Source organism: Streptomyces xiamenensis (assembly GCF_000993785.3).
In the GTDB taxonomy this organism is placed as follows: Bacteria; Actinomycetota; Actinomycetes; order Streptomycetales; family Streptomycetaceae; genus Streptomyces; species Streptomyces xiamenensis.
In genome coordinates this window covers 2,764,015-2,780,593 of the sequence record NZ_CP009922.3, presented here as the reverse complement: position 1 = coordinate 2,780,593, position 16,579 = coordinate 2,764,015, and the positions used below count along the sequence as shown (strand labels likewise).

Below are 16,579 nucleotides of genomic sequence, written 5' to 3'. Positions count from 1 at the left end.
TCAGTTCGTTTCCTCGGTGCTCTCGGTGCTCTCGCCGGTCTCATTGTCGCCCGCACCCGTGTACCAGTCGGGGGCGATCTGTTCGCGCAGCCAGCCGCCCATGAAGCCGAGGCTGAATCCCTTGTCGCCCAGCTTGCCGAGGAACGGGATGCCGAAGATGTCGAGGGCACCCTGACGGTGGTACCAGCGGCCGCTCATGTTGTGGATCAGAGCGGTCCGGCCCGCGCCGATGCTCACACCACCGATGAGTCCGCCGAGCGAGGCGCTCGCGCCCTCCAGGAGGGCGTCCGTGCCGGTCAGCTTGACGAGGTTGCCCTCCGAGTCCTTGACTCCGAAGATCGCGGCCGAGGCGGCGCCGGAGATGAAGCCGCCGATCAGGCCCGAGCCGATGGCCACCCCGTAGTCGTAGGTGCCGGACCGCCAGCGGGTGATCTTCTCGATGCCGGCGTACTCCGAGCCCCAGTTGTCGTCGTTGGGGCGCCGGGTGAACGGGTTGCCCGCGTCGACCTGGCTGTTGCCGACCTTCCAGGTGCCACCGCGCGACTGCGAGAAGTGGCCCAGGGAGAAGGTGCCCTTGACCCCGGCGGCGATGGTCGCGCCGAACGCCGCCTTGGCCACGTCCATCCAGGTGAACTCGGTGTCCGTGGCGGCCGAGATGATGCCGGTGATGGTGATGGTGGCCAGGAAGTCGATGATCCATTCCTGGGCCATGTCCACCGCGAGCGACCGCACCGCCTTGCCGGTGAACGAGGCGTACTGCGACTCGCCCGCGCCGAACTGCGGGCGGCTCCACTGCCAGTCGTTGACCTCGCGGTACATCCGGCTGAAGCCGCGGTACTCGGCCGCCAGGCCGGTCCAGTTGGTGTCGCGGCCGATGAGCTGGGCGGGCGGCACGGAGGTCGTCGGGGTGGGCGTGGTCGCCGCGGGAGCGGTCGCGGGGGCGCCCGTGGTCCCCGGTGCCGGGGTGAGCGCGCTGCCCGGGGCCGGTGCCGGGGCGGTCCCGCCGGGGACCAGCGCGCCCGAACCGCCGGCGGTGCCCGGAGTGACGTCCCGGCCGCTGAGCGAGACCCGGCCGAAGGGGTCGTAGCTGTAGACGTAGCCGGACATGGTGCGCTCATTGATGACGAACTGGGTGCCGTCGATCTCGGTGTAGCGGCGCCACGCCTTGGTCCACTCGTCGCTCTCCAGGAACGTGCCGTCGTCCAGTTCGACCTTGCGGCGGATCTCGATGCCGTTGTCGAACTCCTTCCAGGCCCGCAGATCCTGGGCCGCGCCGCCGACGGCGCCGGCGGCCGGGGGCTCGGCGTGGTACTCGCGGACGCGGGGCGGGCCGTCGTGGTGCCAGGCGCGGATGCTGCCGTTGTTCGGCTGCTTGGGCATCTCCTGGATCTTGAAGACGGTGCCGTCGCGGGTGAAGGAGTCCTCCCAGCGGAAGCCGTTCTGCCAGTCGGCGTGCCGGGCGCCGTTGGCGTCGATCCACATGCGGGTGCGGTCGCCGACGTCGCCGAACTGCTGGATGTTGCCGTGCCGGTCGATCTTGTTCCAGTGCCAGGTGACGTTGGTGCCGTCCGCGTTGGTCACCCGCCAGGCGTCCACGGTGGTGCCGTCGGACAGCATCCGGTGCTCGCGGACCAGCGGGCCCCGCTGGTCCGGGATGATGGCGCCGTCGCCGCCGCGCACCGCGGCGAAGTCCTGGAAGGACTCACGGTCCCAGTAGAGCTTGTTCATCTGGCCGTTGAAGGCCGTTCCGCGGATGCCGGAGGCGATCTCGTTGCCGGCCGCGTCGAAGGACTGCCAGGTCATCCTGCCCGTGGGCCCGCCCCTGGAGATGACGGTGACCTGGTGGGCGCCGGAGCCGAAGGTGTCGGAGCGGCTGATGACGTTGCCGTGGATGTCGTAGTGCGTCCAGTTGTTGGAGCGGGAGTCGACGGTGAGCCGGAAGTCCCGGTCCCCGCTGCCCGTCGTCACACCGTCGCCGGTACGGACCTCCGGCGAGGGCCGGAACTCCATCAGGGAGCCGTCCTTGAAGCCGATCCGGGCCACCCGCATGTCGCCGTCGGCCCCGCGCAGGAACGGGTTGACGCCGTCGGTGGCCTGGTCGGCCCGGAAGCGGTCCTGGAACAGCATGGTGTTGGCGTCGGTGTCCGGCCGGGCGGCCAGGTCCGGGCGGACCGGCGGCTGGGGTGCGGGGGCACCCGGGGCCGCGCCCGGGGCGGGCGCCGGCGCGGGCCCCGGCCGGGTGTTGGTGACCGTGAAGTCGGCCTGGTCGAAGGTGCGGACGCCCTGGAGCTTGTCGGCGCCCTCGGACCAGGGGAGGTTGCGGCCCGGCATGACGGTGCCGTCCGGCATCTTCACGTCGCCGACGGTCAGTTCGTTGCCGCTGCCGAGCTTGCGCACCTCGCGGACCATGTCTCCGGCCCGGTTGATGGACTGGATGGTGCCGTTGCCGCTGGTGGCGGAGATACCGGTGTCGCCGGGGCGCCCCGCCGGGGTGGGGCTCTCCTTCCACACGGCGATCTGGAAGGCGCTGTCGCTGCGCAGATAGCTGAAGTTGTCCAGCGAGGTGTGGAAGTAGATGTTGGGCGAGAGCACGTTGCGGAACCACACCGGCGGGCGCTGCTCGGCCAGCCGCTGGGACTCCAGCCAGTTGCCGTTCTTCAGCTCCTTGCTGATCCCGGTCTCCTTGGCGGCGGGCGAGTGCGAGAGCCAGCTGCCTTCCTTGAACGCGCCGTCCTCGCCGAGGGTCAGCTGCTGGTAGCGCCGTACGTCGTGCGGCGTGGGCTGGAAGCGGCCGAACTTCTCGTGCACGGTGACGGTGTTGCCGGTGCGCGGGTTGATCGCGACATCGCTCCAGCCACGGCCGTGGCCCCAGTCCCGGGTGCCCTCGGCGAGGTGCTTGAAGTCGGCGTCGTACCGGTGCCACTGGCCCTTGGTGAGGGCCTGGCCGACCGGGACGGCGTTCATGTCGGTGAGGACGTGGCCGCCGTCCGGGTTGAGCCGGAAGTGCCGCACCCGGTGGCTGAGGGCGCTGATCTTGCCGGTGTCGGCGACGTCGAACCAGCTGCGGGTGGACTCCCCCCAGTGCCGGCTGCCGTGCTGCACGGCGTTGCCGGCCGGGTTGATCTCCGACCAGCGCGGGCGCTGGCTGAACAGGCCGAACTCGCCGCCGCTGGCGGAGGTGTGCACGTCCAGGGTGTTGCCGTTGTGCAGCGGGCGGCGCATGAACACCTCGGCGCCGCCGTGGTGGGTGAGGCGGACCACGCCGTTGCCGTGGCCCTTCATGTCGACCGGTCCGCCGTCGTACAGGCCGGTGGTGCGGTTCGGGGGCGGGGCGATGACCGTGCCGTGGTTGTCGGTCCTGATCCGCGACCAGGTGCCCTTGGTGGCGCCGTCGGTGAAGGTGACCTTCAGGTGCTGGTTCGGGACGAGCTGTCCGTCGCGGATGACGTTGATGCGCTCCGAGGTGAGCTTGCCGGACCCGTCGTACACCTTGTACTCGCCGGCGCTGAGCCCCTGGTCGCCGCCGCGCTGCACGCGGAAGCCGTTGCCGTCCGGGGTGACGGTGGCGTGCGGGGTGGTGACCGCGTTGAGATTGCCGTCCAGCAGCTGGTGGGTGTCCACCCGGATGAAGGAGCCGTTCACGTCGTCGGACAGCCGGACGGCGTCGAAGGTGGTGCCGTCGGCGTCGGTGACCCGGAAGCGGGTGAGGTCCTGCCCGCCCACGGTGATGTCGGTGGACTGCGCGGTGCGGGTCACCTGCCCGTTGCCGTTGTGCAGGGTGATGGTGTTGCCGTCGGCGCTCTGGAAGCGGAAGCCGCCGCCGGGGCCGCCGACCGGGGTGATGCGGACGTCGTCCACCTTGGCGAGGGTGTTGTTGTTGAGGACGTCCAGGGCGGTCAGGGTCTGGCCGTTGTGGGTGACGGAGAAGGTCCGCACGCTCTGGGTGGTGTCGCCCAGGCGCACCGTCTGGAAGTCGAACGAGCCGTCCGCCTTGTGCACGGTGATGCGGGTGTCGCTCGTGGTGCGGAAACCGCCGTTGTGGGCCGCGAGGTCGATCGTGGTCGGGTTGCCGCGGGCGTCCAGCGCGTGCGCCCCGAGCGGGCCGCCGTCCGCCCCGACCGGCCGGTGCACGTAGCCCACGGTGGTGTTGCCCGCCCCGGTGAGGGTGGTGACGTTGTGGGTGTGGGCGCCGTCCGGGCCCAGGACGAGGTGGTGATTGCCGTGCTGGACGCGCACGGCACCGCCGGTCTGCGGGTGGACCGGGGCGATGACGGTGCCCTCGCCGTTGAGCAGCGCCGGGTTGGCGCCGCCGCGCAGGAAGTTCCCGTCGAGGGGTGTGCCGGTGAGGCCGGGGGCGGTGAGGGTGTGGTTGCCGCCGGTGCCGTGGAAGGTGAGTTCGTTGGTGCCGCGCAGCACGAAGCCGTCGTTGCCGTGCCGGACCACCGTGAGGTTGTTGATGGGGGTGCCGGTGGCGGTGAGCGGGTGGCTGCCGGGGGTGAGGCGGGTCCCGTCGACCGGGAGGTGGACGTGGCCGACAGGGGTGCCGCCGCCCGGGCCGGTGAGGGTGGTGACGTTGTGGGTGTGGGCGCCGCCCGGGCCCAGGATGAGGTCGTGGCCGCCGTGCTGGACGCGCAGCGCGCCGCCCGGCTGGGGCGTGGTGGGGATGAGGTCGCCGCTGCCGTTGAACAGCCGCGGGTGGGCGCCGGTGTGCAGGAACGTGTCGGTGAGCGGGGTGCCGGTCAGGGACGGCGCGCTGAGGTTGTGGTGGCCGTTCGCGCCGTGGAAGGTGAGTTCGTTGTTGCCGCGCAGCACGAAGCCGTCGTCGCCGTGCCGGACCACCGTGAGGTTGTTGACGGCGTTGCCACCGGCGTTGACCGGGTGGCTGCCGGGGGTGAGGCGCGTTCCGTCGACCGGGAGGTGCAGGTGGGCGATGGTCGCGCCGTTCGCTCCGGTGAGGGTGGTGACGTTGTGCGTGTGGGCGCCGCCCGGGCCCAGGATGAGGTCGTGGCCGCCGTACTGGACGCGCACGGCGCCGCCCGGCTGCGGGGTCGGGGTGGAGATGAGGTCGCCGTTGTTGTTGAACAGCTGCGGGTGACCGTCCATCCGCAGGAAGTTCCCGTCGAGCGGCGTGCCGTGCAGGGCGGGCGCGGTGAAGGTCTGGTTGCCGTTGCCGCCGTGGAAGGTGAGCCCGTCGTCGGTGCGCAGGACGAACTCGGTGTCGCCGTGCCGCACCAGGGCGATGTCGTCGATGGCGGTGCCGCCGGGGGTGAGCGGGTGGGCGCCGGGTGCCGCGTGGCCGGGGCCGGTGGGCCGGTGCACGACGCCGATGGTGGTGCCGTCGCCGCCGCGCAGGGTGATGACGTTGTGGGTGTGGTCGCCGCCCGGGCCGACGACGATGTCCCGGCCGCCGAACTGCACCCGGGTGGCGCCGCCCGGCAGCGCGGTGAGGTCGGCGGCGGCGGTGGTCCCGTTCGGCCGGATGAGGCTGAGGGAGCCGTCCGCGGCGCTCCGCAGGGACTGGATGCCGGCGAGGGCTCCGGCGGCCAGGGCCAGGTCCTGATGGCTGAAGGCGTGGTTCGCGTCGTAGAAGGCCGTGCCGCGCCCGCCGCCGGCCGGGTTGATCTGGAAGCCGCCGTCGTTCAGGCGCGTGATGGCGTTGGGCCGGGGGCTGTCCACGTTCAGGACGGTGCCGTCCTCCGCCCGGTGGACGGAGACCGTGAGGTTGTCGAAGTCGCCGTTGGCGAGGGTGATGTCCTGCTGGTGGCCGCGGAAGGTCGTGGTGCCGTCCGGGGCGAGGTTGAAGCTGTAGTTGTCGTTCTGCCGGGCGCTGACCCGGATGTCCACGTCGAAGACGCGCAGGTCGGGGCTGGTGGTGACCCTCAGACCGCCCGCCGGGCCGCCGGTCGGCACCACGCCGTTGATCGAGCCGTCCGCGCCGAACCGCAGCTCCACCTGGCGCCCGCCCAGGCCGGGCAGGTCGATGGTCCGCGAGGCGGGCGGGGTGGGGGTGAGGGAACCGCCGCCGAGGCCCGAGGTGGTGGGGGTGGGGGTGAGCGCGCCGAGTTCCACGCCGCCGCTCCCGCCGAGGCCGCCCGTCGTCGACCCGGGGGTCAGGCCCGAGCCGCTGGGCGGGTTGATCACCGTGGGGGCCCCGGTGGCCTCGTGGGTGATCATGTCGAAGTCCCAGCGGCGGAAGGAACCGCCGTCCAGGGCCTGTTCGATGCGGATGACGGAGCGGCTGCCGTCGTGGGCCTCGAAGGCGCGCAGTCCGTCGATGCCCTCCGTGTTCCCGGCGACGCTGACCTGGAAGGAGCCGGAGGCGTTCGGCTCGTCGACCCGGACCGAGACGCCGGGCAGGCCGTCGATGGCCTGGTAGGTGTGGACGGCGGCGTACTCGGTGGTGGACGGCTGCATGAACACCTGGGTGACCATCGGCCGCGGCGGCACGGCGCCCGGTCCGAACAGGCCCAGGGTGCGCAGGACCTGGAGGTCCATCGGGCTCAGCGGGCTCAGGTGGGCGCCACCGGTCTGCAGGTGCAGCCCGTCCAGGCCGGGCTGCTTGACGGGCGGTGCCGGCTGGGAGAGGTCGACGCGGCCGATCTCGCTGCTTGCCGGAGTGCCGCCGGGCCGGGCGTTGTTGACCTCGGGCACGCCGAGGTTGCCGGTGCCGGGGGTGGCGTTGTGCGGCAGGCCGCCCAGGCTCACCGGGGCGTTGCCCGGGGTGACGGCCGGGGTGACCGCGCCGGTGGACGGGGTGGCCACGGTGGGCGGGGCCACCTGCCCGGCCGGCGGTGCGACGTGCGCGGCCGGCGGGGTGAGGGCGGCGCCGGCCGCCGGGGTGACCTGGGTGTTCGCGGTGATCTCGGGGGTGTCGATGCGGCCGGTCCCGTTGCCGGCGCCGAGGTTGATGCCGAGTTCGGGGACGCTCACGTGCCCGACCGCCGGGGTGCCGCCGGTGCTGGGGACTGCGTTCACCTGGCCGCTGAGCGAGGGGAGGTCGGCGAGGCGGGTGTTGATGTTCGGGGTGTTCAGCTGGAGCGAGTCGAACTTGGCGCCCACGTTGGTGAGGGTGGGCGGGCTGATCGCCTGGCCGATGCCGCCGGTGTTGATGTTGTTCAGAGCGTTCACCCCGGGGGTGTCCACGGCGCCGACGGCTCCGACACCCGGAGTGGAGACGCCGGAGACTCCGGGGGTGGTGACGCCGCCCATGCCCGGGGCGGTGACGTTGCCGACGCCCGGGGTGGTGACTCCGCCGACGCCCGGCGTCACGACGCCGTTGATGCCGGGGGTGTTGACGCCCGGCATGGTGGCGCCGACGTTCCCGACGGACGGCGGGGTGACGGTGGCCCCGGTGGGCGGGAGGATCGCGTTGATCGCGTTCAGCTCGGGGGTGTTGATGCTGCCCAGGCCGTTGCCGGCGTTCAGGTTGATGCCGAGTTCGGGGACGCTCACCTGGCCGCCCACCGGCGTGCCGACGGTGCCGGGGGAGGCGTTCACCTGGGCGTTGATCGACGGGAGATCCACGATGCGGGCGTCGATGTTGGGCATGTTCAGCTGGAGCGAGCCGAACTTGCCGCCGACGTTGTTGAGCGTCGGCGGGGTGATGGCCTGACTGATGTTGCCGATGTTGATGTTGTTGAGGGCGTTGATCGCGGGCGCGTCCACGGCGCCGACGCCCGGGACGCTGATGTTGTTGAAGCCGCCGAGGCCGGGCGAGGAGATGGCGGGGGAGATGGCCCCGATGCCCGGGGCGTTGACGCCGGGCATGTTGGTGCCGATGCCGGGGATGTTGACGCCGCCCACGCCCGGGGTGGTGACGGAGGGCATGTTGGTGCCGATGCCCGGGATGGTGACGCCGCCGACACCGGGGGTGTTGACGCCGGGCATGTTGACCCCGATGCCGGGGATGTTGACACCGCCCACGCCCGGGGTCGTGACCGACGGCATGCTGTTCCCGATCCCGGGGACCGTGACGGCCCCGACGCCCGGGCTCGTCACACCGTTGATGCCCGGAGTGGTGACGGAGGGCATGTTGGCGCCGATGCCCGGGACGGTCACACCGCCCACGCCCGGGGTGGTCACGGCCGGCATGTTGGCGCCGATGCCCGGGACCGTGACGCCGCCGGCGCTCGGGGTGGTCACGGCCGGCATGTTGGCGCCGATGCCCGGGACGGTCACACCGCCGGCGCTCGGGGTGGTGACGGCCGGCATGCTGGTGCCGATGCTGGGCACCGCGACGGTGCCGGGGGCCGGGGTGTTGACCGCCGGCATGGTGGTCCCGATGTTGGTGACCGGGACGGCGCCGATGCCGGAGGTGGGCGGGCTGACCACCGGGACCATCGGGCCCAGCGTCGGGGCGCCGATGGGGGCGACCCCGGAGAACGGCACATCGGCGATCAGCGCGCCCATGTTGGGCAGCGGGGGCATGGAGAACCCGACCCCGCCCATGTTCTGGTTGGCGAGGTGCAGGTTGATCGGGGGCGGCGAGACGACCTGGACGCCGCCGCCGAAGCCCGTGCCGAGACCGCCCGGGGTCAGCGGCCCGGTGCCCACGGCGATGGGCGGCATGGTGCCGAACCCGGCGTTGTTGAAGCGCACCAGCTCACCGACGCCGGGCGGCGGGGAGAAGATGTTGACCCCGGCCGACGCGGCGCCGGAGATCTTGCTGCCGCCGCCGGCGAGCGTGGCGAAGTCGAGACCGTAGCGGTGCATGCCGAACAGGCCGCGGTCGATGAACCCGATCTTCAGGGCCTGGCCAAGACCCACCATCCGGATCTCGTTGGCCGCCACCGGCAGCACCAGGCGCAGGCCCTGGGCGCCGGTGAGGCCGCGGTAGATGTTCACCGGCAGGTTTTTGACCACCATGAAGCCCGAGGCGAAGATCTTGGTGATCTGGAACGTCCTGACCCCGACGTTGTTGATCACGGAGAGCCCGGCCATGGCCGGGCCGAACCGCAGGTGGTTGAGGTTCGTCCCGAACTTGATGCCGAGGTTGCCGGCTTTGAGGAAACCGGGTGAGAAGCGGAAGCCACCCCACAGTCCGTTGACGCCCTTGACCCACAGGGCGCCGAACTCGAAGCCCTTCGTGATGCCGAAGAACGCCTTGCCGCCCTGGACACCGCCGGAGAAGGCTCCCTTGAGGCCGCCCCACAGCTTGCCGACCGACAGACCCCTGGTGGTCGGGGCGATGACACCCAGGATGGACAGCACCAGTTCGGTGACGCTGGCCTTGCCGTTGGCGAAGTCGACCGCCGTCTTGATGAGCAGCGCCACGTTCAGCGCGAGCACGAAGAGGGCGAGCGGGCCGCCGACGATGATGGCGGGGATGATCAGGATGATCGCCAGCCAGCCGAGCGCCTTCCAGAACTCGTCGCATTCGTTGACCGGCGAGTCGATGCTGTTCCCGGCCGCGCGGATGGTGCTGGCCGCCGTGCTCGCGGCGCTCTCCAGGTTCGACTTCGCGTCCTCGGCGGTGGACTTGTAGCCCTCGCGCTCGGTGTCGTCGTCCTCCCCGAGGCCGGCCGCCGCGGACAGGGCCTCGTCCGCCCGGCCCTGCTCGGTCCGCATGACCTCGACATAGGTCTTCAGAGCGCCCTGGACATCCTCCTGGGCCTGCTTGAAGGAGGAGACGTAGTTCCGCAGATCATTGTCGATGATCTTGCGCAGGGCGTCGGCGGTCTTGCCGACGAAGGCGCCGTCCGCGGTGTTCTTGACCTCGGTGAGGCCCTCGTCGATGGTCGTCGCCAGCGTGACGAGCTTGGCCTGCGACGAGATCAGATCGTCCAGGGCGCTAGGGTCTCCGGGCGTCGGGTCGCTGCTGAGACCGAGGGCGCTCCAGTCCTCGGGACGAGCCATGGGCGGCACTCCTTCCGGGTCCCTGCACATGGAAGTGCGGGTACTTCCCGGCGACACTGCACGGTGGGCTTCCGTTTCTACTACGCCGCAGACGCGCCCACGGTTCAATCCGATCTCGATCCGGTGTGAAATCCCCTTCGTCACCGCCAGGATGCCGACCGTTCGCCGGAAGCTCCCGAAGTCCGCCCGGCCGAAAGGGAGATGACAGCCAAGCGAACCGGCGCCGGCCCGGCGGTGTGCGGAATACCTCACCGGGGCCGCATTGAACCTTCTCCCGGGCTGGGGCGTAGAAAGGGCAGCGGCACCCAAGGAACGTCCGGAGGACCCGTGGCCGACTTCTCCATTGACTACAGCCAGCTCCAGATCGTGCAGACCAAGATGCGCTCCCTGGCGGACGAGGCGGGGTCCGGTGGCGCCGAGGGCAAGTTCAAGGAAGTCGGCGAGGGATCGCTGGGCGACGCCCAGAACGTTCTCGGCAACCGGCAGCTGGCCGCGGCCTTCCAGACCTTCTACACCCGCTCCCGCAGCCGGACCAAGCAGGCCAAGGACGGGCTGACCGAGCTCGCCGACACCTTCAAGGGGGTCTCGGACGCCTGGTTCGACGCCGACTCCAAGCTGGCCGGCAGCGGTGGTACGGACTCCCAGCGCGGTGAGTTCAACGAGTGGGTCAACGACAAGAAGGCCCACGACAAGTGGCTGGACGACAAGGCCGCCTGGGACGGGATGCTGGAGGACATCGGGGCCACCGAGTACTTCGAGGAGAACCCCGACGCCTCCATCCGCCAGGTGTGCGCCGCCGACGACGCCCCCGACTTCTGTGCGGCGTGGCGGGACCTGGAGAAGGACGGCAACCACGCCCTCAAGCCCGGTGACGAGCCGCCCCTGCCCGAGGGGGACGGGCCGCCGACCGAGTACACGTACGAGGACGAGGACGGCACCGTCAAGGTGACGCTGGAATACGACGACGACTACAACGTCACCAAGCAGACGTCGGAGATCAGCAATCCCCACGGCCAGTCCTACAAGTCGGAGCAGGTGTTCGACGGCCCGGTTCGCGAAAGCACCGGTTCCGACGGCGGCAGCATTCAGGACTACACCCTCACCACCACCTATGGCGACGGCACGGAGAGCGTCGCGGTGGTGAAGTTCAACGACGACGGCTCGGGGACCATGGAGGTCACCGCCGACGGTGAGACGACCAAATACACCCACAGCGGCAAGAAGGACGACGAGTGGGAAGAGGTCGAGGACTAGTCGCTGACTAGCTCCTACGGTTCCAGCACAAAGGAGAAAGAGACCCATGGCTGCCAACATCAGTCTGGACTACGCCGAGATCGAGCGGGTGTGCGGTGTCCTGGACGACGCCGTCGACAACACGCTGGTGCCGCGCATGAACGAGGCGAAGGAAGAGGTCGCCACGCTGCTCAACAGCGGTCTGGTGCTGACCGCGACCAGCCCGGCGCTGGAGGCCAAGTACGAAACGTTCACCATGAACCTCGTCGCCGGTGCCGAGGCCATCAAGGAGTACGCCAACCAGTTCAAGGCGATCAAGCAGTCCGTCGAGGACATGGACAAGGACATGGCCGAGAAGATCAACGCCGGCTGATTCCGCTTCCTACCGCCCCAACCACCACCGGAGAATTCCATGGCGAACGATGTCGTCTTTGATTACGACGCGATCGACACCACCGCATCGACGATGGGCAACAAGCTCGCGGATATCGCCGCCGAGCTGACGACCCTGAAGGACACCGTCGCGTCCCTGCTGCAGAACGGCCTGGTTTTCGAGAAGGCCAGCCCCGCGATGACCGACGCTTACAACCAGTTCACCAGCCAGCTGGACGCCTCGGCGAAGAACATCGACGAATACGCGAAGATGTTCCAGAACTTCGCCACCGAGATGGCCAACTCGGACGAGCAGATCACCAACGACGTCAACGCCGCCGCCGCGGAGGCCGCGAACAACAACGAGGAGTGATCCGGCCCGCTCACGGACGAACGGCCGCCCCCTTCTCCCCGGGGGCGGCCGTTCTCCGTGCGTGCGGACCGGCTCAGCCGTCCAGCACCGTCAGCGGCACCTGGACCGCTATGGCGTGACCGGAGGGCCCCGCCGTCCAGCCACGGCCTTCCGGCAGCGCGCTGCGCATCTGCTCCGACGACAGCCGCGAGCCGATCAGATCGCCCTCGCCGATGGACTTGGGGCCCAGCAGGATGCCACTGCGGGACCGTCGCGCCGCGCCCATCCAGCCCAGCGAGGACATGGACTCCGAGGGACCGGCCAGCAGCAGCCCCCGGTGCTGGTCGCGGCCCGAGGTGGCCACGGCGCGCAGCACCCGGTCGGCCCGGCAGTTCGCCAGCATGTCGGCGTCGTCCACCACCACGACCACCGGCCGCCCCTCCACCGCGTCCAGCGCGGCGTTCAGCTCCTCGGCCGACGGATCGGTGTCGGTCATCACCTTCGCCAGCTCGTGCACGCCCAGCCGGCGCAGCTGCGAGTCGCGCGGGGTGATCACCACCAGGGAGGTGCCGCCCAGCAGCAGCGACACACTCATCGCCGCCAGCGTCGTGGAGCGCCCCGAGCGCGGCGGACCCGCCACCAGGAAGCTGCCGCCGCCCGACGCGAAGTCGTAGCCCAGCGGGGCGGCGGCGTCGCCGCCGATGCCCAGCAGCGCCCACAGCGGACGCCGCTGCTCGGCCGGCAGCTGCTCCATCGCCTCGGTGAAGCCGATCAGCCCGGGCAACTGCCCGATCCGGAACGGCCGGCGCGCCTGCGGAACCTTGCTGTCCCGCTTGCTCACCCGCCGGCCGATGGCGCGCACCGCCTCGCCCTGGTCGCTCGCGGCCTCGCCGTCCTGGTCGCCCGGCAGCAGACCGATCTGGGTCTCGATACCGGCGGGCGCCATCCAGCCGCGCCCCGGCGGCACATGGCTGGGCACCTTGCCCCGCGCCATGCCGACCAGGTGGTAGTCGCTGGGGTCGGTCTGCCGCAGCAGCAGCCGGCGGTCGTTGTGCGCGGCCAGCCGGCCGCCCAGCAGCAGCCGCTCGGAGGTGGCGATGACATGGAGACCGGCGGCCTGTCCCTCGCGCAGCAGCCGGATCACATCCGTGTACATCCGGCCGCCGTCGTAGTCGTCGATCATGCCGCTCAGCGCGTCCCAGCCGTCGATGAGCAGCAGCAGGTGGGCCGGCCGCTGGTCCTTGGGCAGCTTGGCGCGCAGCTCGGTGAGGCTGGAGCAACTGTGCTGCGACAACGCCCGCTGCCGGGAGGTCAGTTCACTGACGAGCCGGGCGACCAGGCGTTCCAGGCGCTCGGTGTCGTGCCGGTCGACGACCGCGCCGCAGTGCGGCAGGGTCTCCAGCGCGGCGAGCCCGCCGCCGGCCGCGTCGATGCCGTAGATGTGCAGATCGGCGCTGCTGACGGCCATGGCGGCCGACCCGGCGACGGTGCGCAGCACCTGGGTGCGGCCGGTCCGCGGGGCACCGATGACGTACAGGTGGCCGAAGGTGGCGAAGTCGATGCTGCCCAGCCTGCGGTCCTGGAACTCCGGCAGGTCCAGCAGCCCGTACGGCACCAGCGGCAGCCCGCCGGGTGCCTCCGGCGGCTCGGTGGGCGGCAGTTCGTCCAGCCGCAGCTGCTCGGAGAGCGGCGGCAGCCAGGGGCTGGGCTGCTCGGTGTAGTCCGGCAGCTGGTGGGCGGCCGTGGTGATGGCCTGCACCAGGGCGAGCAGATCGGTGGGCCGCTCGACCGGGATCGGGCGTTCGGACTCGGGAAGGTCGTCGTCCTCCACGCCGAGGTCGGTGGGGCGCCCCATACCGCTCCAGGTCAGCTCGGCGGCCCGCACCGTGCGCACCGGCGCCGGCGCGTCGGGGCCGTCCTCGTCGACCGCCATCTCCTGCGGGGTGTCGCTGTCGGTGCGTTCGGCGCCGACCCAGGCTGTCTGGAACGGGGTGGGGTTGTTGTGCCCGCGCCGCAGCAGGGCCCGGCCCGGGGTGCCGGCGGAGATGGCCGCGGCGTCCGGGTTGTTGATGATGTCCTGGCTCTCGGAGCGGTCGGTGACGCGCAGCGCGATCCGCAGGTTGGTGTTGGCCTTGATCTCGTTGTTGACCGAGCCGCCGGGCCGCTGGGTGGCGAGGATCAGGTGCAGGCCCAGCGAACGGCCCCGCTGGGCGAGGGAGATCAGCCCGGGGACGAACTCGGGCAGCTCCCGTACCAGGGTGGCGAACTCGTCGATGACCAGCAGCAGCCGGGGCAGGGCCGGCAGCCGCGGGTCACGGGCGCGCTTGAGGCGGTACTCCGTGTGGTCCTTGGCCTCGACATCGGCGAGCAACTGCTCGCGGCGGCGCAGTTCGGCCTCCAGGGAGGCCAGCGCCCGCTGGACGAGGTGCCCGTCCAGGTCGGTGATCATGCCCAGGGTGTGCGGCAGCTGGGCGCACTCGCGGAACGCGCTGCCGCCCTTGTAGTCCACCAGCACGAAGGCGAGTTCGTCGGGCCGGTTGGCGGCGGCCAGCGAGGCGATCATCGTCTGGAGCAGTTCGGACTTGCCGGAGCCCGTGGTGCCGCCGATCAGTCCGTGCGGGCCGTCGCGCACCAGGTCGATGCGCAGCGGCCCCTCGTACCCCTGGCCCAGGGTGAACGAGGTGGAGGCGGGCCGGCGGGCCCAGTTGTACAGCAGCGTCTGCGGGTTGGGCGGTTCCTGGTCGAGCAGGGGCAGCAGCCGTACGTCACCCGGCAGTCCGGAGTCGGCGTCCACCGTCACGTCCCGGACCGGGGCGATCGCGCGGGCGATCTCCTCGCACCAGGCGGCGGTGACCATGTCGGCGCGGATGCCCTCCACGGTGGGCACCCCGGAGATCCGGACGGTCAGGGCGTCCTTGTCCTCGGTGCCGGCGTCGCCGGAGGAGGTGGTGATGACCGCGACGCACTCCTCGGGCAGCAGCCGCTCGCGCTCGTCCAGGCAGACGCTGAAGATCCGCACCCCGGGCCCGGCGGTGAGAACCTCCACGATGCCGGGCACGTCGCGCAGCCGCCGGGAGCCGTCCAGGATCACCAGGGTGTCGGGGAAGTTCATCAGGGTGCGGCCGAGCGCCGAGGAGGCGGCGTCCGTCCTGGCCTTGATGTCGGCGATCAGCTCGTTGACCCGGTGCGCGGTGGACTCGGGGTCGTTGCCCACCGAGATGACGGTGCCGGCCGCGCCGGGCCGGTCGGGGCGCAGGTGCGGCAGCCACCGCACCCAGCTCCAGCTGTCGGCGTGCTCGTTGCTGGTGAGCACGACGATCCGCAGGTCGCGGGGGCTGTGCAGGACGGCGGACTGGGCCACGGCCCAGCAGGCGAGGCGGCGCGGGCCGGCGCCGGGCCCGGTGATGCCGACGACACCCAGCTGCGTCATCTCCACGCAGTACGGCACGTCCGCCAGCCGCCAGTGCACGCTCGTGTGGTTGCTCTCGCGCGCCGAGTCGGTGATCCGCTTGAGCGAGGCGCGGGCGATGGTGCCCACCCGCAGCGCCAGATGGTCGGGGTCGCGGCGGCGGCGCTCCCACAGCTGGTGGCCGGGTCCGGTCGCGGTCAGCAGCAGGGACGCCGGGTCGGGGAACGTGTCGTTGCGCAGGACGCGTTCGGCGACGGTCGCGTTGCGGACCTCCAGCTCCAGCGCGGCGCGGCGCAGCCGGAACAGCCGCAGCTGCTCCTCGTACTGCTTGCGTCCGCTGCGCTTGCTCATGAGCCAGTTGCCGATCGCCATGATCGGGGTGAAGAAGACGAAGACGACGAAGAAGAACGTCCGGAAGAGGCTGACCATCACCAGGCCCATGACGAGCGGGGCGATCAGCATCAGGAACGGGAAGGGCCGGTTGCCGCGCTTGCCGGGCGGGCCCGCCATCTTCATGGACTCGGCGTCCAGGTGGGGGGCGATGCGCGGGGGCCGGTTGTACTCCACGCCCAGGCCGTCGGGGGAGGGGTTGATGGCGGCGTCGGGCTCGAACGGGGTGCTCAGCCGCAGCAGATGGTCACCGAGGGAGAGGTCGGCCCACACCGGCCAGTCGGCCTCGCCGTCGTCGGGCTCCGGCAGCTGGTGCACGGGGGGCAGCGGTGGCGGTGCGGGCTGGCCGTCGGGGCCCGGCGGGGGAGGTGCCACGGAGTGCCCGCCGGGGCCGCCGTCCTGGGTGCCGGCCGGCTCCTCGGCGGTGAGCGGGGTGCCGGTCTCGGGGTCGACGGGCGGCGGCGGGGTCAGCGAGCGCAGCCCGCAGCGGTCCGGGTCGGCGTCCTCGGGGAGGCGGAAGCTGACGCCGCCGTCGGCGGCGATCGTGATCCAGGTGCCGCGTTCGGGGGCGCCGCCGCCGTCCAGGCGCAGGGCGCAGCCGCGGTCGGTGCCGATCTCGTGGCTGCCGGGGCCGAGTTGCCACACGTGGCCCGCGCCGGGGCCCGAGACGTGGCGCACCTCGACCAGCGCGGCGTCGGTGGCGGGCGGGGACCAGGCGCGGGTGAGGGAACGGCGGCCCTCGGTGGCGGGGGCGTCCACGCCGAGCAGGACGCCCTCACGGATGCCGCTGGCGCCCAGGGTGGCGTCGGGGTCGAGCTGCTGGTCGCCGAGGTAGAGGTGTTCGGCGCCGAGTACGGAGCCGAGGTCGGCGACGGTCGCGTCCTCGGGGACGTCCAGCAGATGGTCGGTGGGTGTGCCGCCCGCGGGGGCGGCGGAGACGGTCAGTTTCACGGGAGTCCAGCGGCGTC

General features: G+C 71.5%; 5 protein-coding genes. 3 read left to right on the top strand and 2 right to left on the bottom strand.

All coding sequences use genetic code 11. From position 1 onward, the window contains the following. A complete protein-coding gene (locus SXIM_RS12665; RefSeq protein WP_046724028.1) occupies nucleotides 1-9,855 on the bottom strand; it encodes a hypothetical protein in 9,855 nt (3,284 codons plus the stop codon). A gap of 327 nt (nucleotides 9,856-10,182) precedes the next feature. Here SXIM_RS12665 and SXIM_RS12660 point away from each other — a divergent pair, with 327 nt between their 5' ends. Genes SXIM_RS12660 through SXIM_RS12650 form a run of 3 tightly spaced genes read left to right on the top strand, consistent with a single transcriptional unit; the run spans nucleotide 10,183 to nucleotide 11,833 of the window. Continuing rightward, nucleotides 10,183-11,109 carry a hypothetical protein gene (locus SXIM_RS12660; RefSeq protein WP_030732284.1) on the top strand — a complete coding sequence of 309 codons (927 nt, stop codon included), beginning with the start codon at nucleotides 10,183-10,185 and terminating at the stop codon, nucleotides 11,107-11,109. Nucleotides 11,110-11,155: 46 nt separating this feature from the next. Further along, nucleotides 11,156-11,461, top strand: a complete 306-nt coding sequence (locus SXIM_RS12655) for a hypothetical protein (protein ID WP_030732281.1) — start codon at nucleotides 11,156-11,158, stop codon at nucleotides 11,459-11,461. Between the two features lie 39 nt (nucleotides 11,462-11,500). Further along, nucleotides 11,501-11,833: a hypothetical protein gene (locus SXIM_RS12650; RefSeq protein WP_030732278.1), complete on the top strand. Its 333-nt coding sequence runs from the start codon at nucleotides 11,501-11,503 to the stop codon at nucleotides 11,831-11,833. A gap of 73 nt (nucleotides 11,834-11,906) precedes the next feature. Here the strand turns inward: SXIM_RS12650 and SXIM_RS12645 are convergent, their stop codons facing one another. Continuing rightward, nucleotides 11,907-16,562, bottom strand: a complete 4,656-nt coding sequence (locus tag SXIM_RS12645) for an FtsK/SpoIIIE domain-containing protein (RefSeq protein WP_046724027.1) — start codon at nucleotides 16,560-16,562, stop codon at nucleotides 11,907-11,909. Nucleotides 16,563-16,579 lie beyond the last annotated feature (17 nt).

Bases quoted from the DNA above. Each gene is read 5' to 3' on its own strand.
- SXIM_RS12665 (WP_046724028.1), bottom strand. From the start codon at position 9,855: ATGGCTCGTCCCGAGGACTGGAGCGCCCTCGGTCTCAGCAGCGACCCG.
- SXIM_RS12655 (WP_030732281.1), top strand. From the start codon at position 11,156: ATGGCTGCCAACATCAGTCTGGACTACGCCGAGATCGAGCGGGTGTGC.
- SXIM_RS12650 (WP_030732278.1), top strand. From the start codon at position 11,501: ATGGCGAACGATGTCGTCTTTGATTACGACGCGATCGACACCACCGCA.